This window comes from Sphingobium sp. B2D3C (assembly GCF_025961835.1).
Taxonomy (GTDB): domain Bacteria; phylum Pseudomonadota; class Alphaproteobacteria; order Sphingomonadales; family Sphingomonadaceae; genus Sphingobium.
The window spans coordinates 1,864,793-1,891,666 of record NZ_JAOQOK010000001.1 but is presented as its reverse complement, the minus strand read 5'-3'; the positions used below and the strand labels follow the sequence as shown (position 1 = coordinate 1,891,666).

28 protein-coding genes and 1 tRNA gene are annotated in these 26,874 nt (G+C 64.8%); 18 read left to right on the top strand and 11 right to left on the bottom strand.

Going from position 1 to position 26,874, the window contains the following annotated elements; genetic code table 11:
- Nucleotides 1-74: 74 nt before the first annotated feature.
- The 4 genes from M2339_RS08795 to M2339_RS08780 form a co-directional block, all read right to left on the bottom strand.
- Nucleotides 75-296: a DUF2842 domain-containing protein gene (locus M2339_RS08795; RefSeq protein WP_264569843.1), complete on the bottom strand. Its 222-nt coding sequence runs from the start codon at nucleotides 294-296 to the stop codon at nucleotides 75-77.
- Nucleotides 293-871 (bottom strand): 5-formyltetrahydrofolate cyclo-ligase, encoded by a 579-nt coding sequence (locus M2339_RS08790; protein WP_264586871.1) that lies wholly within the window; start codon nucleotides 869-871, stop codon nucleotides 293-295. The genes M2339_RS08795 and M2339_RS08790 overlap by 4 nt, the downstream gene beginning before the upstream one ends.
- 200 nt (nucleotides 872-1,071) lie before the next feature.
- Entirely contained in the window at nucleotides 1,072-1,407 is a 336-nt protein-coding gene (locus tag M2339_RS08785) for a cell division protein ZapA (protein WP_264586872.1), read from the bottom strand.
- A gap of 3 nt (nucleotides 1,408-1,410) precedes the next feature.
- Nucleotides 1,411-1,659, bottom strand: a complete 249-nt coding sequence (locus tag M2339_RS08780) for a hypothetical protein (protein WP_181559167.1) — start codon at nucleotides 1,657-1,659, stop codon at nucleotides 1,411-1,413.
- A 269-nt stretch (nucleotides 1,660-1,928) separates the two neighbouring features.
- On the opposite strand from M2339_RS08780, the gene tkt reads away from it, so the two are divergent.
- From tkt to M2339_RS08765, 3 genes are all read left to right on the top strand, one after another.
- Nucleotides 1,929-3,896: a transketolase gene (gene tkt, locus M2339_RS08775; protein ID WP_264586873.1), complete on the top strand. Its 1,968-nt coding sequence runs from the start codon at nucleotides 1,929-1,931 to the stop codon at nucleotides 3,894-3,896.
- A gap of 23 nt (nucleotides 3,897-3,919) precedes the next feature.
- Nucleotides 3,920-4,930 carry a type I glyceraldehyde-3-phosphate dehydrogenase gene (gap, locus tag M2339_RS08770; protein WP_181559169.1) on the top strand — a complete coding sequence of 337 codons (1,011 nt, stop codon included), beginning with the start codon at nucleotides 3,920-3,922 and terminating at the stop codon, nucleotides 4,928-4,930.
- 84 nt (nucleotides 4,931-5,014) lie between these two features.
- Nucleotides 5,015-6,220, top strand: a complete 1,206-nt coding sequence (locus M2339_RS08765) for a phosphoglycerate kinase (protein WP_264579317.1) — start codon at nucleotides 5,015-5,017, stop codon at nucleotides 6,218-6,220.
- Here the strand turns inward: M2339_RS08765 and M2339_RS08760 are convergent, their stop codons facing one another.
- On the bottom strand, nucleotides 6,221-6,745 hold the full coding sequence (locus tag M2339_RS08760) for a TlpA family protein disulfide reductase (protein ID WP_181559171.1): 525 nt from the start codon (nucleotides 6,743-6,745) through the stop codon (nucleotides 6,221-6,223).
- 149 nt (nucleotides 6,746-6,894) lie between these two features.
- On the opposite strand from M2339_RS08760, the gene M2339_RS08755 reads away from it, so the two are divergent.
- The 4 genes from M2339_RS08755 to M2339_RS08740 all read left to right on the top strand — a co-directional run bounded on the left by M2339_RS08755 (nucleotide 6,895) and on the right by M2339_RS08740 (nucleotide 9,676).
- Nucleotides 6,895-7,794, top strand: a complete 900-nt coding sequence (locus M2339_RS08755) for a fructose bisphosphate aldolase (RefSeq protein WP_264586874.1) — start codon at nucleotides 6,895-6,897, stop codon at nucleotides 7,792-7,794.
- A gap of 113 nt (nucleotides 7,795-7,907) precedes the next feature.
- Complete coding sequence (locus M2339_RS08750; RefSeq protein ID WP_264586875.1) at nucleotides 7,908-8,477, top strand: glutathione peroxidase; 570 nt, start codon at nucleotides 7,908-7,910, stop codon at nucleotides 8,475-8,477.
- Nucleotides 8,478-8,507: 30 nt separating this feature from the next.
- Nucleotides 8,508-9,152, top strand: coding sequence for a thiamine phosphate synthase (gene thiE, locus M2339_RS08745; RefSeq protein ID WP_264586876.1), 645 nt, complete (start codon nucleotides 8,508-8,510; stop codon nucleotides 9,150-9,152).
- Nucleotides 9,149-9,676: a TPM domain-containing protein gene (locus M2339_RS08740; RefSeq protein ID WP_264586877.1), complete on the top strand. Its 528-nt coding sequence runs from the start codon at nucleotides 9,149-9,151 to the stop codon at nucleotides 9,674-9,676. The genes thiE and M2339_RS08740 overlap by 4 nt, the downstream gene beginning before the upstream one ends.
- Before the next feature lie 11 nt (nucleotides 9,677-9,687).
- On the opposite strand, the gene epsI is transcribed toward M2339_RS08740, so the two are convergent.
- Nucleotides 9,688-10,419 (bottom strand): exosortase-associated protein EpsI, V-type, encoded by a 732-nt coding sequence (epsI, locus tag M2339_RS08735; protein WP_413714789.1) that lies wholly within the window; start codon nucleotides 10,417-10,419, stop codon nucleotides 9,688-9,690.
- A gap of 339 nt (nucleotides 10,420-10,758) precedes the next feature.
- Here epsI and ffh point away from each other — a divergent pair, with 339 nt between their 5' ends.
- The 9 genes from ffh (at nucleotide 10,759) to M2339_RS08690 (ending at nucleotide 18,196) form a co-directional block, all read left to right on the top strand.
- Complete coding sequence (gene ffh, locus M2339_RS08730; RefSeq protein ID WP_264586878.1) at nucleotides 10,759-12,246, top strand: signal recognition particle protein; 1,488 nt, start codon at nucleotides 10,759-10,761, stop codon at nucleotides 12,244-12,246.
- Between the two features lie 51 nt (nucleotides 12,247-12,297).
- Nucleotides 12,298-12,762, top strand: a complete 465-nt coding sequence (rpsP, locus tag M2339_RS08725) for a 30S ribosomal protein S16 (protein WP_264569852.1) — start codon at nucleotides 12,298-12,300, stop codon at nucleotides 12,760-12,762.
- Nucleotides 12,763-12,764: 2 nt separating this feature from the next.
- The gene (gene rimM, locus M2339_RS08720) at nucleotides 12,765-13,259 is read left to right on the top strand and encodes a ribosome maturation factor RimM (RefSeq protein ID WP_264586879.1); all 495 of its coding nucleotides are present in this window, start codon (nucleotides 12,765-12,767) and stop codon (nucleotides 13,257-13,259) included.
- A gap of 91 nt (nucleotides 13,260-13,350) precedes the next feature.
- Nucleotides 13,351-14,355 carry a class I SAM-dependent methyltransferase gene (locus M2339_RS08715; RefSeq protein ID WP_264586880.1) on the top strand — a complete coding sequence of 335 codons (1,005 nt, stop codon included), beginning with the start codon at nucleotides 13,351-13,353 and terminating at the stop codon, nucleotides 14,353-14,355.
- 13 nt (nucleotides 14,356-14,368) lie between these two features.
- Nucleotides 14,369-15,070, top strand: coding sequence for a tRNA (guanosine(37)-N1)-methyltransferase TrmD (gene trmD / locus M2339_RS08710; RefSeq protein ID WP_264586881.1), 702 nt, complete (start codon nucleotides 14,369-14,371; stop codon nucleotides 15,068-15,070).
- Between the two features lie 42 nt (nucleotides 15,071-15,112).
- The gene (gene rplS / locus M2339_RS08705) at nucleotides 15,113-15,481 is read left to right on the top strand and encodes a 50S ribosomal protein L19 (protein ID WP_181559181.1); all 369 of its coding nucleotides are present in this window, start codon (nucleotides 15,113-15,115) and stop codon (nucleotides 15,479-15,481) included.
- Between the two features lie 186 nt (nucleotides 15,482-15,667).
- Nucleotides 15,668-16,462, top strand: a complete 795-nt coding sequence (locus M2339_RS08700; protein ID WP_264586882.1) for an ATP-binding cassette domain-containing protein — start codon at nucleotides 15,668-15,670, stop codon at nucleotides 16,460-16,462.
- A gap of 3 nt (nucleotides 16,463-16,465) precedes the next feature.
- Nucleotides 16,466-18,028 (top strand): ABC transporter permease/substrate-binding protein, encoded by a 1,563-nt coding sequence (locus tag M2339_RS08695; protein WP_264586883.1) that lies wholly within the window; start codon nucleotides 16,466-16,468, stop codon nucleotides 18,026-18,028.
- Between the two features lie 91 nt (nucleotides 18,029-18,119).
- Nucleotides 18,120-18,196 (top strand) — tRNA-Arg (locus tag M2339_RS08690).
- Nucleotides 18,197-18,201: 5 nt separating this feature from the next.
- Here M2339_RS08690 and M2339_RS08685 read toward each other — a convergent pair.
- The gene (locus M2339_RS08685) at nucleotides 18,202-18,915 is read right to left on the bottom strand and encodes a DNA alkylation repair protein (protein ID WP_264586884.1); all 714 of its coding nucleotides are present in this window, start codon (nucleotides 18,913-18,915) and stop codon (nucleotides 18,202-18,204) included.
- 208 nt (nucleotides 18,916-19,123) lie between these two features.
- Between M2339_RS08685 and M2339_RS08680 the strand changes: the two genes are divergently transcribed.
- A complete protein-coding gene (locus M2339_RS08680) occupies nucleotides 19,124-20,122 on the top strand; it encodes an SdiA-regulated domain-containing protein (protein WP_264586885.1) in 999 nt (332 codons plus the stop codon).
- 45 nt (nucleotides 20,123-20,167) lie between these two features.
- On the opposite strand, the gene M2339_RS08675 is transcribed toward M2339_RS08680, so the two are convergent.
- The 4 genes from M2339_RS08675 to M2339_RS08660 all read right to left on the bottom strand — a co-directional run bounded on the left by M2339_RS08675 (nucleotide 20,168) and on the right by M2339_RS08660 (nucleotide 23,911).
- Nucleotides 20,168-20,602: a pyridoxamine 5'-phosphate oxidase family protein gene (locus M2339_RS08675; protein ID WP_264579304.1), complete on the bottom strand. Its 435-nt coding sequence runs from the start codon at nucleotides 20,600-20,602 to the stop codon at nucleotides 20,168-20,170.
- A gap of 94 nt (nucleotides 20,603-20,696) precedes the next feature.
- A complete protein-coding gene (locus tag M2339_RS08670) occupies nucleotides 20,697-22,139 on the bottom strand; it encodes a family 43 glycosylhydrolase (protein ID WP_264586886.1) in 1,443 nt (480 codons plus the stop codon).
- Nucleotides 22,140-22,194: 55 nt separating this feature from the next.
- Nucleotides 22,195-22,899, bottom strand: a complete 705-nt coding sequence (locus tag M2339_RS08665; protein WP_264586887.1) for an acetylxylan esterase — start codon at nucleotides 22,897-22,899, stop codon at nucleotides 22,195-22,197.
- A gap of 61 nt (nucleotides 22,900-22,960) precedes the next feature.
- A complete protein-coding gene (locus tag M2339_RS08660; protein WP_413714786.1) occupies nucleotides 22,961-23,911 on the bottom strand; it encodes an alpha/beta hydrolase in 951 nt (316 codons plus the stop codon).
- A gap of 325 nt (nucleotides 23,912-24,236) precedes the next feature.
- Between M2339_RS08660 and M2339_RS08655 the strand changes: the two genes are divergently transcribed.
- Nucleotides 24,237-26,699, top strand: a complete 2,463-nt coding sequence (locus tag M2339_RS08655; RefSeq protein ID WP_264586888.1) for a glycoside hydrolase family 9 protein — start codon at nucleotides 24,237-24,239, stop codon at nucleotides 26,697-26,699.
- Nucleotides 26,700-26,874: the final 175 nt, after the last annotated feature.

The following is a 26,874-nucleotide window of genomic DNA, read 5'->3' as shown; positions in this document are numbered from 1 at the left end:
AATGGCATCGCGCTGGCTTCCCCCTCCTGAACGGAGCGGGACAAGCCCCTGGAAAATGGATTTGGAACTGGCGCTCAGGCGCGCCAGCGGCCTGTCTCCATCCACACCAGGATGGGCCGGGTCGGGAAGATCCAGATGATCCCCACGATCACATAGAAGACGAGTTGAAGGGCGCCGGGCCAGCGCGCGATCTGCTCCGAGAAGGAGCCGATGATGGCGGCCCAGACGGCGATGATGCCGAGGATGGCGAACATGCCAGCCGGCTTGCGCCAGCTCGGTTGCGGCGCGTCGTTCACGCGGCCTCTCCCTCGATGACGCTCTGCTCGGTGAACAGCATGTGCAGGGGTACGTCCCACGGCTGGATGGGCAGCGCATCGACCATCTGGCAGCTCCACGCCATGCCGATTCGCAACGCGTTGGGCAGCTTGGCGAAGGCGCGGTCATAATAGCCCGCACCATGGCCGATACGATTGAGCGAGGGATCGAACCCGACGAGCGGCGTCAGCACCACGTCCGGCGTGACCGTGGCGGCCTGCGGGGCGGGCTGAGGGATCCGGAGCTGGCCCGGCACCAGAATGTCGTCCGGCGACCAGTCGGCAAATTCCATGTCCTCGGCAGTGGTCTTGCCGAGCCGTGGCAGGCACAGCTTGAAGCCGCGCTCGTGGAGGAAGTCTATCAGCGCTTCGGTCGGCGCTTCCGAGCCCATCGCCCGGTAGATGGCGACCCGCGAGCCCGGCGGCATGCGGGCAAGCACGGGGGAAGGGATAACCCGGAAGGCCAGCGTGCGCACCGAAGGCGGCAGGCCTGCGACAAAGGCGGAGCGCCGGGCGAGCAAAGAGGAGCGCAGCTTGGCGCGATCAGTATCGGTCATTCTTTGGGTCCTGTCCGAGATGCCGGCGGGGTGACGGGACCGCCGTGGCCGTTTGCCGGAAAATCCTCTGACGCCTCAACGTCAGGTGGGGACCATGTAGTTCGGACCTGGGTCCGGCCAGGGACAGCCCCCTTGGATGTGATTATCGCCTCAGGGATGTTCGCTAATGCGCGCACCGGGCAGTACCCGTCCCGCCTTACTTAGGCGTTGGACAGCTGGGCTGCAAGGCTGTCGCCCAAGGCTTCGATCCGCTGGGCCAACGCATCGAGCGCGTCCAGCGTTGCGGATTCGTCCTCCGGCTCGGCGGGCGGTCGCGGCGCGGCTGCCGCGGCAGGGGCTTTTTCGGTGAGGGAGTCGGCCAGCAGCAGTCCTGCGAACAGCAGTTGCCGCACCTCGGTCAGCCCGGGACTGCCGCTGCTGACCTGCTGGACCCGCTCGGACATCAATGCGGCCAGCTCGTGCAGGCGCGCTTCCTCGCCATCCCGGCAGTGCACTGCATATTGCCGCCCGCCGACCATGATTCGTACTTCTGCCATAGATCAGGCTTCGCTCCTGGCCTTTTGAAGATCGCCAATGAGCGCATCGAGCGATTTCAGCGCTGCGATCGCCTTGTCGCGTGAGAAGGGGTCGATGTCCACCGGCGGGCCATCGTCCTCGATGCTGCCGGCCGCGAGCTGCGCCTCGATTTCCTGCGCACGCGCCTCGGTCAATTCCCGCGCCAGTCCCTCGGCGCGCGTCACGGCGCGTTCCAGCCGCTCGATCGCCTGCATCATCGCCTTGCTTGCCATGAGCGAACCCTTATCACGCTCCCGAGCGAATGCAAAAACTCGTTGCGCAGCTGCGGATTGAGCGTGACGGCGCCAGAATCACCGTGCCTTTGAGGCTGTGGGGCGCCCCGCAGGTTGACGCTCGGGCCGCTAGACGACATGGAGACCGCGCGGCGACTCATGGCCCGTTCTCTCGGCGCCGGCGCGGCCGTTCATCGACCATCTTCGGTCCTTGATCGCTCTGGAGCAACACGCCTGCGGGCCAGATAAAGAAGAAGGGGCGCTCGCCCATGTCAGTCACCGAAAAGCGGCTCGCCGACGCCATTCGCGTCCTTTCCATGGACGGCGTGCAGGCCGCCAACAGCGGCCACCCAGGCATGCCGATGGGCATGGCCGATGTCGCGACGGTGCTCTTCAAGGATTATCTGAAGTTCGATCCGAGCGCGCCCGGCTGGCACGACCGCGACCGCTTCGTGCTCTCGGCTGGCCACGGCTCCATGCTGATCTATGCGCTGCTGCACCTGTCCGGCTATGCCAGACCGACGATGGCGGACATCCGCAATTTCCGTCAGATGGGCAGCCCTTGCGCCGGCCACCCCGAGAATTTCGAGCTGGCGGGCGTTGAAGCCACCACCGGTCCGCTGGGTCAGGGCCTGGCCATGGCCGTCGGCATGGCAATGGCCGAGCGGCATCTCAATGCGACCTTCGGCGATCCGCTGGTCGATCACCGCACCTGGGTGATCGCGGGCGATGGCTGCCTGATGGAAGGCATCAATCACGAAGCAATTGGTCTTGCCGGTCATCTGGGCCTCGGGCGCCTGAATGTGCTGTGGGACGATAACAAGATCACTATCGACGGCGCTGTCAGCCTCTCCTCCAGCGAGGATGTCCTGGCCCGTTACGCCGCGACAGGCTGGCATGTCACGGCCTGCGACGGCCATGATTTCGGCGACATTCGCCGCGCGATGGATGAGGCCATGGCCGATCCGCGGCCCTCACTCATCGCCTGCCGCACCCGCATCGGCCAGGGCGCGCCCAACAAGGCAGGCTCGCACAAGGTGCACGGATCGCCCCTGGGCGAGGACGAAATCACCGCGACGCGCGAGGCGCTGGGCTGGGATCTGCCGCCGTTCGAGCTGCCCGATGATGTGAAGGCTGCATGGGCAGAAACCGGCACGCGCGGCAAGAAGGCTCATGCCGATTGGCAGGGCCGCCTTACAAGCCATTCTGACAAGGATGAATTCGAGCGGCGCATGGCGGGGAAGCTGCCGGCCGGCTTCTCCATCCAGTCATATCTCGATGGCCTGATCGCCGAGCCCAAGAAGGTCGCGACGCGCAAGGCTAGCGAGATGGCGCTCGATGCGATCAACGTGCAGCTGCCCGAGATGTTCGGCGGCTCGGCGGACCTGACCGGCTCCAACCTGACCCAGTCCAAGGATCAGAAGGTCGCTTTCAGCCGCGACGATTACAGCGGTCGCTATGTCTATTACGGCATCCGCGAGTTTGGCATGTCCGCCGCGATGAACGGCATCGCGCTGCATGGCGGCATGATTCCCTATGGCGGCACCTTCCTCGTCTTTTCCGATTATGCGCGCAATGCCATCCGCATGTCCGCTTTGCAGCGGCTGCGCGTGGTCTATGTCATGACGCATGACAGCATTGGCCTGGGCGAAGATGGCCCCACCCACCAGCCTATTGAGCATGTGATGTCGCTGCGGATGATCCCCAATCTGGAGGTCTTCCGTCCCGCCGACACCATCGAGACAGCCGAGTGCTGGGCGCTTGCCTTGCAGCAGGAGTCCACGCCGTCCTTGCTGGCGCTCAGCCGCCAGAATCTGCCGCAATTGCGCACCGACGCTTCTGAAAATCTCTGTGCCAAGGGGGCCTACACCCTCGTGACCAGCGGGACCGCGCCCAAGGTGGTGCTGATCGCCACGGGATCGGAAGTGGAGATCGCCGTGAACGCAGCCAAGCTGCTGGAAGCGCAGGGGGTCGCCACCAATGTCGTCTCCATGCCCAGCATGTCGCGCTTCCTGGCGCAGGAAGAGGGCTACCGGGCTTCGGTGCTGCCGCAGGGCGCGCTGCGTGTCTCGATCGAGGCCGGCACCACCTTCGGCTGGGCGACGATTACGGGAACCGATGGCATCAATATCGGTATCGACAGCTTCGGCCTCTCGGCGCCGGCGCAGGAAATTTACGATCATTTCGGGCTGAACGCCCAGAGTGTCGCGGCACGGGTTTCCGCCGCGCTGGTTTGACTTTGAGCTAAGGAGTGCAGGACATGGCGATCAAGGTAGCAATCAACGGGTTCGGACGGATCGGGCGCCTCGTCGCGCGCGCGCTGCTGGAGCGCACCGATCATGATTTCGAGCTGGTCGCGATCAACGACCTCGGCGATGCCAAGTCGAACGCGCTGCTGTTCAAGCGGGACAGCGTGCATGGCAATTGGAAGGGCGAGGTCTCGGTCGACGGCGACAGCCTCGTCGTGGACGGCAAGCGCATCAAGGTGACGGCGGAGCGTGACCCCGCCAATCTGCCGCACGCCGAGCTCGGCGTGGTGATCGCGCTCGAATGCACCGGCATCTTCGCGGACAAGGCCAAGGCCAGCGCGCACCTGACCGCCGGCGCCAAGCGTGTCGTCATTTCCGCGCCGGCCACGGGCGTCGACAAGACCATCGTGTTCGGTGTGAACCATGATGCGCTGACCGCCGACGACATCGTCATCTCCAACGCGAGCTGCACCACCAACTGCCTCGCGCCGCTCGCCAAGGTGCTGAACGATGCGGTCGGCATCGAGAGCGGCTTCATGACGACGATCCACAGCTACACCAACGACCAGAACACGCTGGATCAGATCCACAAGGACATGCGTCGCGCCCGTGCCGCTGCGCTCTCCATGATCCCGACCACGACGGGCGCTGCCCGCGCCGTGGGCGAGGTGCTGCCGGAGCTGAAGGGCAAGCTGGACGGCTCCTCGGTACGCGTGCCGACGCCGAACGTGTCGGTCGTCGACCTCAAGTTCATCGCCAAGCGCGACACGACGAAGGAAGAGGTCAACAGCCTGCTCAAGGCTGCTGCCGACAACGGCCCGCTCAAGGGCGTGCTGGGTTATTCGGACGAGCCGCTGGTCTCCATCGACTATAATGGCGATCCGCGCAGCTCGACGGTCGACAGCCTCGAGACGGCGGTCATCGACGGCAAGCTCGTGCGCGTGCTGAGCTGGTACGACAATGAGTGGGGCTTCTCGAACCGCATGATCGACACCAGCAAGGTTGTTGCTGGCCTGATCTGAGGATTGCGGAACACCGCTGACATTTCTTCGGGCCGGGCATGTTCACACACGCTCGGCCCGATTCACGCATGGGAGAGTGACGACGTGGCCAAACCCTTCAAGACGCTGGACGACATGGGCGATATCGCCGGCAAGGCCGTGCTGGTCCGCGAGGATCTGAACGTGCCGATGTTGGAAGGGTCGGTGAGCGACGACACGCGCCTGCGGGCCGCCGTGCCGACGCTGCTGGAACTGGCTGACCGGGGCGCGAAAGTGCTGATCCTCGCGCATTTCGGTCGCCCCAAGGGCCAGAAGTCGCCCGATCTCTCGCTCAGCCTTGTGACGCGCGGGCTGAGCCAGGTGCTAGGTCGCGACGTGCAGTTCATTCCCGACTGCCAAGGCGAAGCGGCGGCTGCCGGCATTGCGGTGATGCGCGGTGGCGACATCGCCATATTGGAAAACACCCGCTTCCATGCGGGCGAGGAGAAGAACGATCCCGCGCTGGCCGATGCGATGGCGGCGCTGGGTGACATGTATGTCAACGATGCCTTCTCGGCAGCGCACCGGGCGCACTGCTCGACCGAGGGCCTTGCGCATCGCCTGCCGTCCTTCGCCGGCCGCTCGATGGAGAAGGAGCTGGACGCGCTTGAGGCCGCGCTGGGCCAGCCGGAAAAGCCGGTCGCGGCGGTCGTGGGCGGCGCCAAGGTTTCGACCAAGCTTGCCGTGCTCGAGAACCTCGTCGCCAAGGTCGACCATCTGATCATCGGTGGCGGCATGGCCAATACCTTCCTCGCGGCGCGCGGCGTTGACGTGAAGAAGTCGCTGTGCGAGCATGATCTGGTCGATACGGCCAATGAGATTTTCGAGAAGGCCGAAGCGGCGGGCTGCACGCTGCACCTACCCTATGATGTCGCCGTCGCGACCGAATTCGCTGCCAATCCCGCCAGCTACCGCGTGTGCAACGTGAACGAGCTGGCCGATGGCGAAATGATCCTCGACGTGGGACCGGCGGCCGTCGAGGCGCTGGCGGACGTTCTCAAGACCTGCAAGACCCTGGTGTGGAACGGCCCGCTCGGCGCGTTCGAGCTGACGCCCTTCGACACGGCCACCGTTGCGCTGGCCCGCACCGCCGCGGCGCTGACGGCGGAAAGTTCGCTGGTGTCAGTTGCCGGCGGCGGCGATACGGTCGCCGCCCTCAATCATGCCGGCGTGGCTGCGGATTTCTCGTTCGTCTCGACCGCAGGCGGCGCCTTCCTGGAGTGGATGGAAGGCAAGGAACTGCCGGGCGTCGCGGCGCTTACGCGCGGTTGATCAACGCGAGCGAGCGGGAGCCGTTGGCGCCCGCTCGTTCATCAGCGGAATGATTACGCGGTTGAGTTGATCGAGGTCGAAGGCGCCGGTGGCGGCATAACGAACGCGTCCGTCGCGCCCGATCACGAAGTTTGTGGGGAGCGCGCCCAGATGGCGATAGGGGCCTTTCACCCGTCGAACCATCGGGATGGTCATCCCGGCCAGCATTTTCTTGAGCTTGGGGAGCGGCACGGAATCTTCTGTCGCCACGGCAAAAACGCGCAGCCCCTTGTCCTTCAGGATGTCGTGAAAGGCGTCCAACGTCGGCAGTTCCTTGATGCATGGTCCGCACCATGTCGCCCAGAAATTGAGGACGACGACTTGCCCTTTGAGATCGGCCAGCGAAACCGAGCTTCCATCAGCCAGCATCAGCGTGAACGCTGGCGCTAGGTCGCCCACCTTGATCTTTTGAGCGTGCGCTGGCCGGGCCACGCTCATGCCGATGATCGCAATCAGTGCGGCAACGGCCGCGAATTTTGAGCGCATCGATCGTCCCCCCTTCCAACCATCTTTCGTTCCGGGCAGTGCGCCCGTCAAGATGGTTGACCGGCTTGCAATATGCGGCGCAGGCGCGGCATAGGCGTGCCACACAGCACCGCCGATTTTGGCACCACTTCGAAAAACAGGACAGGATGATGCAGGACTCCGACATGACCGAGAAGATTGCCAAGGGGCAGGGCTTCATTGCCGCGCTCGACCAGAGCGGTGGCTCCACGCCCAAGGCGCTGAAGGGCTATGGCATCGAAGAAAACGCCTATTCGGGCGATGAAGAGATGTTCGGCCTGATCCACCAGATGCGTAGCCGCATCATCACCTCGCCCGCCTTCACCGGCGAGAAGGTGCTGGGCGCCATCTTGTTCGAGAAGACCATGGACGGCACCGTGGACGGCAAGCCGACGCCGGCCGCGCTCATCGAACGCGGCGTCGTGCCGTTCATCAAGATCGACAAGGGCCTGGAAGACGAGGCCAATGGCGTGCAGATGATGAAGCCGATGCCGGAGCTGGACGCGCTGCTCAAGCGTGCCAAGAGCCTCGGCGTGTTTGGTACCAAGGAGCGCTCGGTCGTCAATCTCGCCAATCGCGAGGGAATTGCCGCCATCGTCAAGCAGCAGTTCGAGATTGGCCAGCAAGTGCTGGCGGCGGGCCTGATGCCGATTATCGAGCCGGAAGTGAACATCAAGAGCGCCGAGCGGGCGCAGGCCGACCAGATCCTGCTGGAGGAAATCCTCAAGGCGCTCGATGCGCTCCCCGAGGGTCAGCAGGTGATGCTCAAGCTGTCGATTCCCGAGAAGGCCGGCCTGTTCGGTCCGCTGGTCGATCATCCCAAGGTGCTGCGCGTCGTGGCGCTCTCGGGCGGCTACAAGCGTCCCGAGGCGTGCGCCGAACTGGCGAAGAATCGCGGCATGATTGCCAGCTTCAGCCGCGCTCTGCTGGAAGATCTGCGTCACCAGATGAGCGATGAGGAGTTCAACGCCTCGCTCGCCAGCGCGATCGACGAGATCTACGAAGCCTCGACGGACAAGGTCGCGGCCTGACGCGACACGACGGGGCGGCGCCCAATTGCGTCGCCTGCGGTCTCCACCCGATGACAGAGGAAGGGCGGCTCCCTATCTTGGGCGAGCTGCCCTTTTTCATCTGGAGGATGACCATGACCGCGACGACGACTGCTTTGGACGAAATTCCGCTCAAGACCATCAAGGGCGATGATGCGTCGCTGGGCGATTATGCCGGCAAGGTGCTGCTGATCGTCAACGTGGCGTCCAAATGCGGCCTCACCCCGCAATATGAGGGGCTAGAAGCGCTCTATCGCAAATATAAGGACGATGGCCTCGTCGTGCTGGGCTTTCCCGCCAACGATTTTGCGGGGCAGGAGCCGGGCTCCAATGAGGAGATCGAGAGCTTCTGCACGACTAATTTCGGCGTGGGCTTCCCCATGTTCGAGAAGGTGGTCGCCACCGGGCCGGACAAGCACCCGCTGTTCGCGGCCCTGACGCAGGCGCAGCCGGAAGCGCGCAACGATGGCGCGTTTCGCGAGCGCCTCAAAAGCGGCAACCGCACGCCGAACGATCCGCCGGAACTGCTCTGGAATTTCGAGAAATTCCTCGTCGGGCGCGACGGCACGGTGCTGGCGCGCTTCTCCCCGGATACCAAGCCGGACAATGGCGATCTCGTTGCCGCGATCGAGGCGGCGTTGTCGGGTTCCGCTGCCGCCGGTTGACCGCGCGGCCACCGGGCTTATGGGGGCGGAATGACCGAGACCACACAGGCGCTCAGCCTTCCGCCCTGCCAGCTCTACCTGATCTCCCCGCCGGTGATCGGCGAGGATTTCGCCGCCCGCCTTGCCGAGGCGCTGGACGGTGGCAGCGTCGCCGCGTTTCAGCTTCGCCTCAAGGGCGTGAGCGAGGAAGAAGTCGCGCGGCTGGCCGAACCGCTCCAGCGCCTGTGCGCAGAGCGGGATGTCGCCTTCATCGTCAATGACAGCATCGCGCTGGCCCAGCGCCTCGGCGCCGATGGCGTTCATCTGGGGCAGGGGGATGGGGATCCTCGCGAGGCCCGGCGCATGCTCGGCCCCTCGGCCCAGATTGGCGTGACCTGTCATGACAGTCGTCATATGGCGATGGAAGCCGGGGAAGCTGGCGCTGATTATGTCGCCTTCGGGGCCTTCTATCCCACCACCACCAAGGAGGTGAGCCACCATGCGGAACCGGACCTGCTGCGCTGGTGGTCGTCCATCTTTGAAATTCCCTGCGTCGCCATCGGCGGCATCACTGCCGACAATGCAGCGCCGTTGGTCGAGGCTGGCGCCGATTTTCTCGCGGTGAGTGGCGCGGTGTGGAACCACCCTGATGGGCCGCGCGCCGGTGTTGCCGCCTTTGCGAAAGTGCTTGGGTGATCCTGACACGCGGGCTTTCCGCGCTTGGCATCGCGGCCCTGTGCGTGGCGGCGGGGCTAATCGGTGCGCCCGCCGCGGCCGGTGAACCGACCGAGACCGCCCAGATCGTCCTCCCATCCAGCCTGCCGATCGCGCGCGATGGCTGGGTGACCGACGTTGCGGCGCTGTTCACGCCCGATCAGCGGCACCAGATCGAGCGCCGGCTGGTAGGGCTGCAGGCCGCGACCGGGCGGGAGGCCATCGTCGTCACGGTGCCGTCCCTCGATGGGCAGGACATTGCCGGCTATGCAAGCGAGCTTGGCGATCGCTGGGCCGTGGGTGCGCCGGGGGCTGAGGGCATCGTGATTCTGCTCGCGCCGAGGGAACAGCTGGTCCGCATCGCGGTCGGGCAGGGCCTTGCCGCCGCCATTCCGGACGATGACTGCCAGGCGATCATAGACACTCTAATGCTGCCACAGTTTCGCAACGGGCTTTTCGCGGCCGGGCTGGTCGCCGGGATCGCCGAGCTGGAAGGCCGGCTCTAGCGACGTCGGGATCAGGCGTCGCCGACGACCATGTCCCGGGTCGGTTCGCCCGAATGCTTGAGCATGTCTGCGATGAAGCTCTGCATGTTGTGCAGGGACTCATCGTAGTTCTTGTCGATCACCGACATGCGGACAAGCAACCCGTCGGCAAGATAGCCGGCGATATTGGCCTTGGTCATCGCGATGCGCTGCATCAGCCAGCTTTGCGGGAAGTCGGAACCGATGCGCGTCCAGTACAGGATGTTCTCGTTGCGCGAGCCGAGCACTGCTGTCACCGACCGAGCCGGAATGACTGTCTGATGGCCGGCGACATCGACCGGAAGACTGATGGGTTCGCTATTCTTGATCGCGAAGCCCCCAGCATAATAGCAGATTTCGGGGCGGTGGAGCTGGACGTTGTTCAACTGCTTGCTGTTGTAAGCCGCCAGGAACATCACGCCCACGCCCTTGGAATTGACGTAGGTACGCGTGAGAATGTGTTGATAGAGCTTGTTGGCAAGGTCGCTCTCGGGCGGCAACACGAGCTCGCTGACCGGGAGCGTCTTCCAATCGCCGAACGCCTTGGGGAACAGGGCCTCGAACTGCTTGTCGGAGAGGTCGCGGTAACGCTGATGTGGCTCGCGCGCGACGGCAAGGCCGCTGACGGCCAGCATGGCGCCGCCCATGAGGAGATGGCGACGGCTAAGTGTGCCCGGGGTAGGCTCGCTCTCTACCGCAACTGAATTTACGTCGTCCGCTGCCACTGCACCCTCATTCCTTGGCTCTGTCGCGCAGAATAGCAGCTAAGAGCGGATTTCCAAACTGCAAGCGCCATAGCGGCAAATTCCTGCCAAAGCCTTTCTGATTCGGCCTCTCCGTGCGTCCACCGCAGGCCCGGATGCCTGCCTTCTTGTCTTAACCGGCGGATTTCGTTAAGGAGCCGTTGTTCCGGCGCGGTTGTCCAACTGCCCGGGCGCCCTGACAGTCCTGGATTTTCACTGTCCAAGGATAGACGCTGGTCGGCGAGGTTTCGCCCACCGGCGCTTTGTGCGTTGTGGCGTTTTGGTTGGTTTTTCAGCGGCTTCTGCCGCAATGAGGTGGTGATGTTCGATAGTCTGAGCGATCGGCTCGGTGGGGTGTTCGAGAAGCTTCGGGGGCGCGGCGCGCTGACCGAGGCGGACGTGCGTGCCGCGATGCGCGAGGTCCGAATCGCCCTGCTGGAAGCCGACGTCGCCTTGCCGGTCGTGCGCGCGTTCGTCGACAAGGCGACCGAGCGCGCGGTGGGGTCGGACGTTCTGCGCTCGGTCACGCCGGGGCAGATGGTCGTCAAGATCGTCTCCGACACGCTGACCGAGACATTGGGCGCCGAGACCAGCGAGTTGTTGATCGACGTGACGCCACCGGCCGTCATCATGATGGTCGGCCTGCAGGGCTCGGGCAAGACCACGAGCACGGCCAAGCTCGCCAAGCGCCTCAAAGAAAAAGAGCGCAAGAAGGTGCTGATGGCGTCGCTCGACGTCAATCGCCCGGCGGCGCAGGAGCAGCTCGCCGTCCTCGGCACGCAGACCGATGTCGCGACGCTGCCGATCGTGCCCGGTCAGCAGCCGGTGGATATTGCCCGCCGCGCGCTCCAGTCCGCGAAGCTGCAGGGCTTCGACGTGCTGATGCTGGACACGGCCGGCCGCCTGCATGTCGATCAGGCGCTGATGGACGAGATGAAAGCGGTCGCGGATGTCGCGACGCCGGCTGAAATCCTGCTGGTCGTCGACAGCCTGACCGGCCAGGACGCCGTCAACGTCGCCAAGAGCTTCACCGAGCAGGTGCCGCTGACCGGCGTCGTCCTCACCCGCATGGACGGCGATGCGCGTGGGGGTGCCGCGCTCTCCATGCGTGCCGTCACCGGCCAGCCGATCAAGTTCGCGGGCACCGGCGAAAAGCTCGATGCCATCGAGCCCTTCCATCCCGCGCGGGTCGCGCAGCGCATCCTTGGTATGGGCGATGTCGTCAGCTTGGTCGAGCGCGCGGCGGAGACGATCCAGCAGGAAGATGCCGACAAGCTGGCCAAGCGCATGGCTGCCGGCAAGTTCGATCTCAACGATCTGCGCGCGCAGCTCAGCCAGATGCAGCGCATGGGCGGCCTCGGCATGCTCGCGGGCATGATCCCCGGCCTCAAAAAGGCGCAGGCGCAGATGACCAATGCCGGCGTCAACGACAAGACACTCGTTCACCTCGATGCGCTCATCGGCTCGATGACGCTCAAGGAACGGGAGAAGCCGGAATTGCTCAACGCCAAGCGCAAGATCCGCGTGGCCAAGGGCGCCGGTCTTCAGGTGCAGGACGTCAACCGTCTCCTCAAGATGCACAAGGAGATGGAAACCGCTATGAAGAAGATCAAGAAAATGGGCGGTCTCAAGGGACTGGCCAAGATGTTCGCGGGCGGCGGTGGCGGCGGCGGGCTGGGCGGTTTGCTCGGCGGTGGTGGCGGTACACCGGGAGCCGGGCAAGGCGATCTCAGCGCCCTCAAGGGCCTTCCGGGGATGCCGGACATGCCTAAACTTCCGCCGGGTTTTCAGAATTTTCTCAAGAAGTAACGTAACGAATTTCAGGTTCAGAGTTCAGAAGAAAGGTAAGGTAAGTTACAGATGGCAACCAGCATTCGCCTGTCGCGCGGTGGCTCCAAGAAGCGCCCCTATTACAAGATCGTGGTGACGGACAGCCGCTCGCCGCGCGATGGCCGCTTCATCGAGCGCATCGGCAGCTACAACCCGCTGCTCGCCAAGGATGACGAGAAGCGCGTCGTGCTCGACACCGAGCGCGCCAAGCACTGGGTGAGCGTCGGCGCCCAGCCGACCGACCGTGTCGCCCGCTTCCTCGATGCCGCAGGCGTCAAGGAGCGCGCCGCGCGCAACAACCCCAACAAGGCAGAGCCGGGCCAGAAGGCCAAGGACCGCGCCGAGGACAAGGCCACCAAGCTGGCCGAGGCCGAGGAAGCCCGCAAGGCTGCGGAAGAAGCCGCCAATGCTCCGGCTGAAGAGCCGGCTGCTGAAGCCCCCGCCGAGGAAGCACCCGCTACCGAGGCTGCCGCTGAAGAGCAGGCCGAAGGCTGATCTTGCCCGTGGATCGTCCCGTCACGCTCGCGGCTGTCATCGGCGCGCATGGCGTGACGGGGGAAGTGCGTCTCAAGCTCTTCGGCGATGGGCCGGAGAGCTTGAAGCGCTACAAGAGCTTCGAGGCGGTCGGTCGCACCCTCACGCTCAAGACGGTACGCGATGGCTCGAATGGCGCCGTCGCGCGTTTTGCGGAAATTACCGATCGCAATGCCGCCGAAGCCTTGCGCGGCGTGGAACTCACCGTTCCGCGCTCAGCGCTGCCCCCGCTCGAACCCGGCGAATATTATCATGTCGATTTGATCGGCCTGTCCTGCGTTGCCGAATCGGCTGAAGCGGTGGGGACGGTCGTGGCTGTCGAGAATTTCGGGGCCGGTGACGTCATCGAAATCGAGAAGCCCGGCGGAAAACGGTTCATGGTCCCCATGCTGCCGGAAGCGGTGCTCGACTGGAACGAGGAAAGACTTGTCCTGAGCAGTCTTTTCCTTGCAGACTGACAGGACATTCCGCTTCGGCGAATGAGGACGGGCCTCTTGCTTGCCCACATGGATCGGTCTCGATCGATCACCTCCAAGAGCGCAGGGCCGCATGAACGCGATTGTTTTGGACAATGAGGGTATTGGCTGCCTGCCCGCGCCGGATTGTCCCTTGTGCGGCGAATCGGGCACTCAGCACTATCGCGATCTGCGCGATCCGATGTTCGGCGCGCCGGGACGCTGGGGGCTGAGGATCTGTCGCGATCCGCACTGCGGCTCTGGGTGGATCGACCCCATGCCCACGCCGCAGAGCCTGGCGACGCTCTATCAATCCTACCATACCCATGACCAGGCACCGGTGATCGTGGCGCCGGAGGGGGCCGCCTCGCATGCGCCGGCTTTGCGCTATCGGCTTCTGGGCCTGCTGCCCTGGTGGAAGCATCACTACCAGTCGGGTCTCAATTACTTCGCGCACCGCAAGCCCGGCGTCATGCTGGATGTCGGCTGCGGGTCCGGCGGGTTCCTGCGGTCGATTGTCGAGGCGGGCTGGAGCGCCGTCGGGATCGACTTCGATGAACAGGCGGTAGCCGTGGCGTCGCAGGTGCGCGGCGCACAGGTCTTCGCGACCGATATTTTTGATCCGCGATTTGATGGGAAGAGGTTCGACGGCATCCTGCTCGACAATGTCATCGAGCATGTCCCCGAGCCCGGTCGCACGATTGCGCGGTGCGGTGAACTGCTCGCACCAGGCGGGCGGCTAGTGATGATCACGCCGAACGTCGATGCGCTGGGGCACCGCCATTTTGGGGAACATTGGCGGGGGCTGGAAACGCCCCGGCATCTGCATCTGTTCACCAGGCGCGCCCTGAGAAACCTGGCGGTCAGCAATGGCCTGCGGTCCGCCAAGGTTTTTGCCAAGCCCAGCTCGCGGCAGTTCAATTTCATGGTGGGCGCTTCGGAAGAGATCATGCGGACGCGCGGGCTGCGCACGAGGCGCTGGCCGGTCGCGAAGCGTCTCCTGCGGGTCAAGTCTCTCCTCTCGGCGCTTCTGGGCGGCGGGGAGGCCGAATTTTTGGTGTGCATCGCCGATCGTCCCGCACGTCCGCAATCCCGCTGATCGCCTTTAAATCATGACCTTCACTGCACAGATTCTCACCTTGTATCCGGAGATGTTTCCCGGGCCGCTCGGCATTTCGCTTGCCGGTCGGGCATTGGGGGAGGGGGCGTGGTCCTGCGCACCCATCCAGATCCGCGACTTCGCGACGGACAAGCACAAGAGCGTGGACGATACGCCGGCAGGCGGCGGGGCAGGCATGGTGCTGCGCGCCGATGTGCTGGCCCGGGCGGTCGATCATGCGCTGGATGCGCGCCCTGACCTGCCGGTGCTGGCAATGACGCCGCGCGGCACGCCGATCACGCAGGCGCGGGTTCGCACGCTGGCCGAGGGGCCGGGCGCCACGATTCTATGCGGGCGCTTCGAGGGCTTTGACGAGCGGCTGTTCGAAGGGCGGCCGATCGAACAGGTGTCGATGGGCGACATCATCCTCTCGGGCGGAGAAATCGGCGCTTTCATGCTGCTGGATGCTTGCATTCGCCTGCTTCCCGGCGTAATGGGCGCGGCTTCTAGCGGTGTCGAGGAGTCGTTTGAGAACGGCCTCCTTGAATATCCGCAGTATACCCGACCCCAGGAGTGGGAAGGGCGTATGATCCCTGAAGTGTTGCGATCGGGGGATCATGCGAAGATCGCCGCCTGGCGGAAACAACGGGCGGAGGATGACACACGGTTACGCAGGCCGGACCTCTGGGAGCGTTACAGGAACGCTCGGGACTGACCTGCCTCTGGCGCGCGACGCAGACGAAGGAAGACAGGACAGATGAACCTGCTGCAGACCATTGAGGCGGAAAACATTGCCGCCATCTCCAAGGATATTCCGGATTTCCGTCCGGGCGACACGCTGCGCGTGGGCGTGAAGGTCGTCGAAGGCGACCGCACCCGCGTCCAGAACTTCGAGGGCGTGTGCATCGCGCGTTCGAACAAGGGCATGGGCTCCAACTTCACCGTGCGCAAGATCAGCTTCGGTGAGGGCGTTGAGCGCGTGTTCCCGCTCTACTCGCCGAACGTGGACAGCGTCACGGTCGTCCGCAAGGGCGTCGTGCGTCGTGCCAAGCTCTATTATCTGCGTGGCCGCACCGGCAAGCGTGCGCGTATCGCCGAGCGTCGCGACACTCGCGAAGAGGCATAAGCCTTATGGGTGCGGTGACGCGCCCAAAGCCATCAGGCGATGGCGAGCGATCATCCCGCGGGATGATGTGAGCGGAGGCCCAAGGGCCTCCGTTTTCGTTTGTGGGATGCTGGCATCGCGCCGCATTTGCGGCGGGCCGGGGAAAGTTCGCTTTCTATTGTCGCCTGGCGCCGCCATCATGCCCCGATGAGCCAAGCCGATGCGATCGCGCTGGAGAGCGTTGCCAAGAGTTTCGATGGCGGTCGGACCTTCGCCACCCATGATGTCGATCTGCACATTACAGCGGGCAGCTTCGTGGCGCTCGTGGGCGCCTCCGGCTCGGGCAAGACGACGCTGCTCAAGTGCATCAACCGGCTGATCGAGCCGGACCGCGGTATCGTCCGCATCCACGGCGAGCCGGTGAATGACCGGCCCGCTTATGAAGTGCGGCGGGAGATCGGCTATGTGTTTCAAGGCATCGGCCTGTTTCCGCATCTGAGCGTCGCCGAGAATATCGGCCTGACGCCGCGCCTGCTCGGCTGGCCGGCGCAGGATATCGCCCGCCGCGTAGGCGAGCTGCTGGCGCTGGTCGAACTGCCCGAGGATTATGGCGCGCGCATGCCGGATGCGCTCTCGGGCGGTCAGCGGCAGCGGGTCGGGATCGCGCGAGCGCTGGCGGCAAGGCCCGGCATCTTGCTGATGGACGAGCCGTTCGGGGCGCTCGACCCGATCACCCGCGACACGCTCGGCCGCGCCTGCCGCCGCCTGCACGAGACGCTGGGCCTCACCACCGTGCTGGTGACCCATGACGTCTTCGAGGCCGTGCTGCTCGCCGACCGGATCGTCATGCTGGAGGGCGGCCGGATCATTGCCGACGATACCCCGCACCGGCTGCTGACCGATCCGCCCAATGAGGCCGTGCGCGCGCTGATGGCGATGCCGATGCGGCAGGCCGAACAGGTCCGGCGCCTGATCGCGACCGGGCCGGAGGGGACCGACTGAGCGATGGACAGCTCCCTCTCCAGCGCGCTGCGCGTCCTGCCGGAATATCTGGGCTTTCATGTGCTGCTGAGTGCGGCCGCGCTAGGGCTTGGCATTCTGCTCAGCCTCCCGCTCGCCATCGCCGCAAGCCGGAGCGCGCGACTGCGCTGGCCGGTCCTTTCCTTCGTCAGCCTCGTGCAGACCATTCCGGGGCTGGCGCTGATGGCGCTGTTCTACCCCCTATTGCTAGCGCTCTCGCTGCTCTCTCTGCGGCTGACCGGGCAGGGCTTCTCGGCGCTCGGCTTCCTGCCTGCGCTGCTGGCGCTGACCCTTTACTCCATGCTGCCGATCGTGCGGAACATCGTCACCGGCATCACCACCCTTGATCCGGCGCTGATCGAGGCGGCGCATGGCGTCGGCATGACCGACCGGCAGCGCCTGTGGCAGGTCGAGATGCCGCTGGTCGCCCCGGTCGCCATGGCGGGGGTGCGGACCGCAGCCGTCTGGGTGATCGGCACCGCCACGCTGGCGACGCCGGTCGGGCAGACGAGCCTTGGCAATTATATCTTCTCCGGCCTCCAGACCGAGAATTGGGTGTGGGTGCTGTTCGGCTGCGGCGTCTCTGCGGCACTGGCGCTGGCCGTGGATCAACTGCTGGGCCTTATCGAGACGGGGATCGCCCGCCGCGCGCGCCGGCGCATCTGGGCGGGCGCGCTGATCCTGTGCCTCGGCATCGCCACGGCGGCGGCCAGCGTGTTCGCCCCGGCAACGAAGGGCGGTTACGTCATCGGCGCCAAGAATTTCACCGAGCAATATATCCTGGCCGATGTTATCGGGCAGCGGCTGGCCGATGAGGGCGGTACGGCCACCGTGCGCAGCGGGCTGGGATCGGCGGTGGTCTTCCGGGCACTCGCGCAGGGCGATGTGGACGTCTATGTCGATTATTCCGGCACGGTCTGGGCCAATGTGATGGGGCGTACCGATCAGCCGGGGCGCGCCGCGATGCTGGCGCAGATGGCGGAGTGGTTGAAGCGCGAACATGGCGTGACGCTGGTCGGTCCACTCGGCTTCGAGAATGCCTATGCGCTGGCGATACGCGCCGACAAGGCGCAGCAGCTCGGCATCCGCTCGATTGCGGACCTCGCGCCCTACGCCCCGCGCTTTGTCATGGGCGGCGATTTCGAGTTCTTCACGCGGCCGGACTGGACGGCGCTGACCGAAGGCTATGGCCTGCGCTTCGCACGGACGCGTGAGTATCAATCCACCTTCATGTATCGCGCAGTGAAGGATGGGGATGTCGATGTGATCTCCGCCTTTTCAAGCGACGGGCGCATCGCGGCGGACAATCTGCGGGTGCTCGCTGACCCGCTGGAGCGCATCCCGCCCTATGACGCGATCGTGATGGTGGCGCCCGGCCGCGAGACGGATGCGCGGCTGATGGCGGCGCTCAAACCGCTGATCGGCGCCATTCCGGTCGAGCAGATGCGCGCGGCCAATCTGATGGTCGACCGCCCGGATCGTCCGGTTGCCCCGGCCGTCGCCGCCCGGTGGCTGATGGAGAGGAACGCAGGGCAGGGCGACCAATAATCGCGGCCCAATCATCGCCCGCCAATAATCGGAGGGCGGCCTACCTTTGCTCTTGGCCGGCTGCATCAAAACTGATAGCGGACCTTTCCACGCACCCGTAGCTCAGCTGGATAGAGCGTTGCCCTCCGAAGGCAAAGGCCACTGGTTCGAATCCAGTCGGGTGCACCAAAATCTCACAATTTTGATCGCTGCTTGTGGTGCAGCCTTTCGATCACCTTCTCACTTGAGAGTTCGCGGCGCGCGTCGCTGCCGATCCAGCGTGCGGTCTTGTCGTCCGATGCGGCGAGCTGCTCGGCGAGCGCCAGGGCGGGCTGGTGGCAGGCGAGGTTGCGTTTGCCGATGTTGCGCAGCGCCCAGTTCACCGCCTTGCGCACATAGTTTCGCGCATCCTGTGCGTGGTGCGCGATCAGTGGCAGCGCATCCATGAAGGTTGCATCCGGCTCGGCCTTGCGATGGACCGCCATGCCGGCGATCATGGCAAAGGCAGCGCGGCGGACGAACTCGCGCTCGTCGGCGGCGAACAGGGGAATGAGCGCGTCAAGCCCCGCTTCCACGAACAAGTCAGCAGCGATGTCCACGATCTCCCAGGACTCGAAATCGTCCGCCCATGCGCGGGCTTGCTCTGTCGTCAGCTGGGCCGGCTCGGCGGTGTAGATCGCCAGCACCCGAACATCTCGAATGCCAGTCTGCCACAAGGCCATCGCGCGTTCATGGTTAGGGCCGATCTGTTTGGCGATGCCCTGCAAAACCGGGTTGCTCAGCCCCAACGCATTATCGGTACGAATGCCGACCCGCTGCATGCCGGCAAGCACTGGCCCGGAGGCCATGCTTTGCATGGCGGTCACGATCTCCGGCACCGTTGATGCTTGGGTGAGGCGGTCGGGCATGAGTTGAGATCCTGCATTGGGAACGTTGCGAGGTTGCATCTAGGCTGCTTGCCGCATTCGCTCTTTGATGTGGCGCAGGCGCATGTCCCGATCTGGTGCGGTCCTCTCCGCAGCCGGCATCATGGTTAATCAAATGTAATCATCCTGTCATTCGCGCCTCCGATAGGCGGGCGACCTCCATGGGGGAGGGCATGATTCGGAGGTTGCCATGAAGATGATGTTCCTGCGTGCGGGCATTGCGATGTTCGCCTTTTCTGCTGCGTCTTCCCACGCGGCTGGCCTGCTCGACAATTATGTCGTCGGCTTCAGCAAAGCGATCGACACCAAGGAAGCCAGCGCGGTTGCTTATAACTGGGACACGCGCACGCTGATGGTCACCAATGACGAGGAAGAGGATGACGGTACGAACATCTGGGGCGAATATGATCTGAATGGCAACAAGACCGCCACCATCATCCTCTCCGGCTGCCTCTCGCTCGGCTCTTCCCAATGCGACGCCGAGGGTCTCACTTATGTGGGCAATGGCCAATATGTCGTCGCCGAGGAGCGCTATCAGGATATCGCGCTGCTCAGCCAGACTGGCGTGGACGGCACGACCCGCACCTACACAGCTTATCCGGATGCGCCGACGATCAGCGTCGGCCCCGATGCCGGCAACAGCGGCCTGGAGGGCATTGCCTACAACAAGGTGACTGGCGACTTTTTCGGCGTGAAGGAACGCAGCCCGGAGACGATCTGGAAGATCTCCGGCGCCAATTTCGGTACGGAGACGGCGACGGTCACCGAGCTGTTCGATATTGCGGCGCTGCCGGGCCTCGACCGTCTGTCTGACATCGCGGTGCTCTCCAACGGCATCTTCTCCGCGACGCCGTTCGGCGACAATCTGCTGATCCTCAGCGGCCGCTCGTTCAACCTGCTCGAGGTGACGCAGGCCGGCCAGGTCGTGAGCAGCTATGATCTCTCCGGCTTCAAATCGCTAGTCGACCCGGCCAACCAGGGCGGCAAGTTCGAGGGCCTGACCCTCGACGATGCCGGCAACATCTACCTCGTGAGCGACGATGGCGACGGGCCGAACCAGTCCTATCTCGTCAAGCTGAGCTATGCCGGATCGGTGCCGGAGCCGGCGACTTGGGCGATGATGCTGGGAGGCTTCGCGCTGATCGGCAGCACCATGCGGCGGCGCAAGGTGGCGCTCGCTTTCAGCTGACGGCGTAGGAACGGGCGTCGCGGGCAACCGCGGCGCCCGTTCGGATCAGAGGGGGACTTCCCCCTCGTCGCTGCCGTTCCAATAATGGATGCGACGGGCGCGGACCTGGATCATGACCAGATCCGGCGTGTCGATGCCCTGCTCGAACCAGCGTTCGAGATCTTTGTTCCAATGCTCGGCGAAGTGCGCCTTGTCGCGGATCAGCTCCGCGCGACCCTCGACGGCGATGAACAGCGGGGGTCCGCCCAGCAGCCCGACCGCGCCGGTGAAGGTGAGGCCGACCTCGGGATCGCGCTCGATATCGGCGATGGTGCGCGCCGCCTCATAGGTGAAGAAGAAGCTGTCGCCGCGCCAGGCGACCTCACCATTATTGCTCATAGGCCGGCTGGCTAGCGCGCCGCCCTCCGTGCGCGTGGAGAGCATCCCGAAATCGATCTTGCCCATCTTCTCGGACAGGTCATCGAGTGTCATCTCAGCCATTGGGAGCCTCCTGAAAAAGCCGGACGAGCGCGTCCGGTCTCCTCCAACGGATCATGATGGCTTAAGGTTGCGTCGGGTCGCCTGACACCGATCTTCAGGGCTTCTTGAACGTCCAGCGGCCGGCCGGACTCTCGGGATCGAACTTGACCAGCGCCGGCGTAGTACCGCCGATGGCAACGAGGGCGCGTGCTTCGCCCGTGCCAGGCGTCGCCTTCGGCATGATCCGGTACGTGCCGTCGGTGAGCTGGTCGATGCGCCAGAGCTGCTCGGGCGCGCCGGTGAAGGCCGGCACCGCTTCCACCTCACCGGTGGCCGTCGCCGCAAGCGTCCGTTGCGTGCCGGAAATGACGATCTTGTAATAAGGCGCACCCATCACGCCGCCCGCGCCCGGCACCGGGGCGACGGTCCAGAGCTGCTGGGGGCGAACCATATAGTCGCCCAGATCGACGGGCACGGCTGCGGGCGGCCAGCCGGGTTCGACCTGCCCCAAGGTCTGGTCGGGTACGTTGACAGGCGGTGTGCCGGGCGGGGCGAAGAAGCTGCGTCGGGCGTCAAAATCGATCCGCACGAAGTCGGCGGTAAGCTGGAGGGCATATCCGCTGCGCTCGGCCTCGATCTCATAGGTGCCCTCGGCGATATTGTCGCCCGCGACGGGCCAGCCATCCTTCCACAGCAGGGGGCGGATGCCGAGCACGCTGCGGCCTCGGTTCATGTCGATCTCATAGTGCATCGAGAACTTCTCGACCCCTTCGCCCAGGTCGATCTGCCCGAAGTGGCCGGGGCCGATGTCCCGTCCGCGCGCGTTGACGACCATCTTGCCGCCCCCCTTGAGCAGCGGAATGCCCATATGATCCACATAAGGCCCAAGCGGATCGCGTGAGCGGCCGACGCGGATGTGGTAGGTGGAATTGGGGCCGTCGCAGCAGGTGCCGTGGGTGCCGAGCAGATAATACCAGCCATCGCGGTGGAGCAGGGCGGTGGCTTCCATGTCGATGGCGATATCCACCGGCTTGTTGCCGGCCTTGCGCGCGCCGGTGGCCGGGTCCAACTCGATCATCTGGATCGCGCCGAAATAGGTGCCATAGCTCAGCCACAGCCGGCCATCGACATAGAGGAAAGCGGGATCGATGGCGTCGAGATTCTCCTTGCCGTCGCTGGAGGCGACTATGCCCACTTCATGATAGCCAAAGTCGGGCGAGGCGGGATCGAGGGATTTGGTCCACATCATCTTCACGTCGCTGGCATGGCCGCCGGACATGCCGCCGCCACCGACGGCGTAGGAGACGTAATAGCGATCGCCGATCTTGATGACATCCGGCGCCACGCCACCGCCCGGCCGATCGCCGCCGCTGCGCCACGTCCAGCCATCGTCGGAGACGAGGCCGCCCTGACCGGTACCGAAGGTGTAATATTTGCCGTCCGAATAAGTGATGGTGGACGGATCGTGGATATAGGGTTCGCCCTCAAGCTGCGCGCTGGCGGGACTCTGGAGCAGGAGGGCAAGGGCGAGGCCGGTGGCTGCGACGGTGCGGTTCATGCGATCACCTCGGTTGGGCGAAGAGGGAGAGGGGAGGAGCTGGGGTGCGGCTCGGTCAGAGCGTGGTCACCGCAAGATCGGTGACGCCGCGTCCGGCTTCATCGATGAAGCGGACGCAATAGTCGCTCAGGCCCGGCCCGTTGATGACCGCGCCGCGAATGATGTTGCGGCCCTTTTTCAGGGTGATGCGGCGCGAGACCACATCATCCATCACCATGCGGCGATCGTTGAACAGGACGGCGGTCTCGGCTCCGTTCACCCACCACATGGAGGCGGAGTTGGAGCCGACGGCCATGCGCACCTGCATGTCGCGCGGGCTGTCCACGACGGTCGCGACATGGAAGATCACGCCATATTTGGTCTTGCCCAGCGACTGGGCGAAATTGAACAGCTTCACGTCGAACGCACTGGAATCGAGCGCATGCCAGGCGAGTGTCTGCCCTTCCACGGTCACAGTCTCACCCGCGCGTGGCAGGCCGCTGGTCTGGTTGGGAAAGGGATAGGCGGTCAGCGTCTTGCGCACATAGCTGCCGGTAAACACCGTGTTGGTGCGGTTGGGCTTGGCGATCGGCTCCAGGATCAGCCAGCGGCGGATGAACCCGTCCGCATCCGGTCTGGCCGAGGCGCGTCCGGCTGGCGTGAAATAGGGCGCGAGGGTGCCCGCGCCCTCCGCCGCGCTTGCGACGCCCGGCAGGGTGCCCAACAGGATCAGCGAGGCGAGGCAGCAACGCACATGGGATATGGCCTTGGACGCTATCATGGTCATTCCTTCAAGGGTGGGCTGCGGCGTGCCCAGCCCGGGAAGAGACCTGCGGGGCAGGTCAGGACGGTTTCAGCAGCCCGTGCATGTCCAGCCACGCTACAAAGGCATCCAGCCAGCCGGTGCTGGTCGTGCCTTCCTTGCCGAGGCCGAAACCGTGGCCGCCGCGCTCGTAGAGGTGGAATTCAACCGGTTTTCCGGCCTCCTGCCAGGCATCGAGCAGGCCGAAGCCCTTTTTGGCGAACAGGGGATCATCCGAGGCGATGACGCCGAAGAGCGGCGGCGCGTCGGCGGGCACGGTCACCCGCTCCATCGAGCCGTAGATGGGCGCGATGAACGCCAAGTCGAGATCGGGGCGGGCGAGGGTCGTGACCATCGTCGTCATGGCCCCGGCGGAAAAGCCCATCATGCCGACGCGCTTGGGATCGATCCCCCACTCGGCGGACCGCGCGCGCACCAGTGTGATCGCGGCGACGGCATCGGCGATCTGCTCCGGCAGGCCGGCCACGGCCTCGTCCGGGCTGGAGCGCGTCTCCGCCCGGCCGACACTGGCGAAGGCAGCGCGCAACTGGCGGTCGAAATCGGCAAGCGCGGGCGGCGTGGGCCGCAGGCGATATTTGAGCACGAAAGCCGTGATGCCCCGGTCTGCCAGCGCCCGGGCGACCTGCCAGCCTTCATTCTCCATGGAGAGCAGCAGGAAGGCGCCGCCTGGTGCGACGATGACCGCGGTGCCATTGGCCTTGCCCGGTGCCGGCAGCACCGGTGTAACCGTGGCGGTGGAGACATTGCGGGCCATCGGCACGCCATATTGCCGGAACCAGCTTTCGGGCGCCGTGGCGCCCTTGACCGGGCCGGTGCCGAGCGGAATGGCGCCCGGCTCGGCCGGCGCGGGAATGGCGGTAACGGTCGCATCCTGCGCGGCGGCAGGTGACAGGGCGGCAGGAAACACGACGGCCAGGGCCATCGCAGACAGCACGGCGTGAACGGACGCATGACGAATCGAGATGTTCAAGACTTTCCTCCCCGGTTCAGCGGCGGTCGATAGGCCGACTGCCTGCCTGCTCCTCGATACGACATTGCGGCGAACCTGCGAGTCCCCCGATGCGATGGCAGCAGGATAATCGTTGATTTCTTCAAACGTCAACTTGTCAGACAAAAATAGCCCGCAGTTTCAATCTCTGAGCGCCGCCGGGAAGTCTGTAAGTTAACGTTATTGCACAATTTTGTTGCCAACCTAAAAATCACGCTATTATGTTAGCGTTAACAAAATCAGGAGGGATGGGATGAGGCGCGCAGCTTTGCTTGGGTCTTTTGTCGTAGTTTTTATGGCTTCGGTGATGCCCGCTGCGCATGGCGAGGAACCGGCCCTGCGGCTTGGTGACTCGGGCTATTTCGAGGCGCCGGCCGCCAATGTGCTGGTGTTCAGCAACTGGTATGACGGGCTGTTCGCCGACTCGAAGATCAGCGGGGTGGAGATCATCCAGCAGGATCGGCGGATCGCGACCAATGGCGATGTCCGCCTCTCCGCCACGCCGGGCCAGTGGGATGCCATCGGGCGGATGATCGAACGCAAGGTTGATGCGCGGACCGGCACCATCGAGGCCGTTCTGGAATATCCCGAGCATGATTTCCGCTACATCATCCGCGCCGTTCCGCGCGGCGCCGACCTTCTCCTGACCGTCGAATTGCCGCGCGCCTTGCCGGCGGCGCTGGTGGGCAAGGCGGGGCTGAATTTGGAGTTCCTGCCCTCGGCTTACTACCACAATGCCTTCATGGTGGATGGCAAGGCCGGCGCCTTCCCACGTTATCCGGCCAGCGCGATGGTGCGGACGCCGGAGCGTAATCCTGCGAGCGGACGCAGCGATGGCCCCGGTGCCGAACCGCTCCCTCTGACTCAGGGCAGTGACATCGTCCTCGCGCCGTCCGATGCCGCGCGCCGGGTCCGCCTCCGCTCGCAGACGCCTATCGCGCTGTATGATGGGCGCAATCAGGCGCAGAATGGCTGGTTCGTCCTGCGGTCGCTGCTGCCGGCGGGCAAGACGGGCGTGGTGGTGCAGTGGACCCTCTCGCCGACCAGCGCGCCCGGCTGGCTACGGCCGCCATCCATCGGCCATTCTCAGCTGGGCTACACGCCGGGGCAGGCGAAGGTCGCGACGATCGAGATCGACCGCGCCGACACCCGTCGGCCGCAGGCGCAGCTTCTGCGCGTCGAGCCTTCGGGGCAGGAAGTGCCCGTTCTCAGCAGCACGCCGGCCGAAGCGGGGGATTATCTGCGCTATCGCTATCTGCGCTTCGACTTCAGCGCCGTGCGCGCGCCGGGGCTCTATCGGCTGGCCTATGGCGACAGTAGGACCGCCCCGTTCCGCATCGCGCAGGATCTGTTTGCCGATGCCTGGCATCCGACACTGGACGTCTACTTCCCGGTGGCGATGGACCATGTGACCGTCAACGAGGCCTATCGGATCTGGCACGGCGAGTCCCACCAGGACGATGCCCGGCAGGCGCCGCTCAATCATGAGCATATCGACCTGTATGCGCAGGGTCCGACCACCGATACGCGGTTCAAGCCCGGCGAGCATATTCCCGGCCTCAACATCGGCGGATGGTACGATGCCGGCGACTATGACATCCGCACGCAGACGCAATATGCCGTGATACGCTCCATGGTGCGGAGCTGGGAGGGCTTCGGGCTGGATCGCGACACGACCAGCGTGGATGGTGCCACACGGCGCGTGGAAATCCATGTGCCGGATGGTCAGCCCGACCTGCTCCAGCAAATCCGCCACGGCACGCTCCAGCTCGTCGCGCAATTCGATGCGGTGGGCCATGCGATCCACGGGATCGTGGAGCCCGATGTGGGGCAGTACACGCATCTTGGCGACGCCGTGACCAAGACCGACGGCAAGATTTATGATCCGGCACTCAAGCCTTATGAGGTGAAGGGGGACCGCAGCGGCACGCCCGATGATCGCTGGGCGTTCACCAGCCGGTCCTCGGCCCTCAATTACGGTTCGATTGCGGCGCTGGCTGCGGCCAGTCGCGCCCTTAAGACGCTGGACCCGGTGCTCTCCGCCAAGGCATTGGCCATTGCGACGCGGGTGTGGGCCGAGGAGCAGAGCCATCCGCCTCATGTCTTCCAGCATGGCAATACGACCGGCGGGCCGCTCGAAGCCGAGCAGTTCGCGGCCGCCGTGCAGTTGCTCAAGACCACGCGGGACAAGCGCTACGCGGCACAGATCGAGGCGCTGCGGCCGTCCGTCTCAAAATTCTTCGGCTTTCAGGCCGCGCTGGCAATCGAAGCCCTGCCGTTCATGCCGCCTTCCTACCGCACGGCGATGGAGCCGCTCGTGCGGCAATGGGCCGCGCAGAGCGACAAGATCGCCGCCGCCAATCCCTATGGCGTGCCGATCTCGGAAGGCGGCTGGGCGGGGAATGAAGGGGTGATCGACTATGGCCTCGCCGCTTATGCGCTGCACAAGGCCTTTCCCGAGATCGTCAAGCCCGATGCGGTGTTTCGCAGCATCGATTATCTACTCGGCAACCATCCTGGCTCGGATATTTCTTTCGTCTCGGCCGTTGGCGCGCGATCCAAGGAAGTGGCCTACGGGACGAATCGCGCGGACTTCAGCTTCATCGCTGGCGGGGTTGTGCCCGGTGCGCTGATCATCAGACCGGATTTTCCGGAGAACCATGAGGACTGGCCGTTCTTCTGGGGGCAGAATGAATATGTGATCTCGGCCGGCGCGGGATTTATCGAACTGGCGAACGCTGCGCATGAGTTGGCGAACGCGGAGCGGTAAGCAGGGGTGAGACTAACCACCCCTCCAACCGTCACCCCGGGCTTGACCCGGGGTCCAGCTAACCTGTTCCGGCGCATTTCGTCTGGCAAGATCCTGGCGAGAAGTCGGTCCGGAAGGAAGCTGGACCCCGGGTCAAGCCCGGGGTGACGGCGGGGGTGGGGCAGGGTTTTGCCGA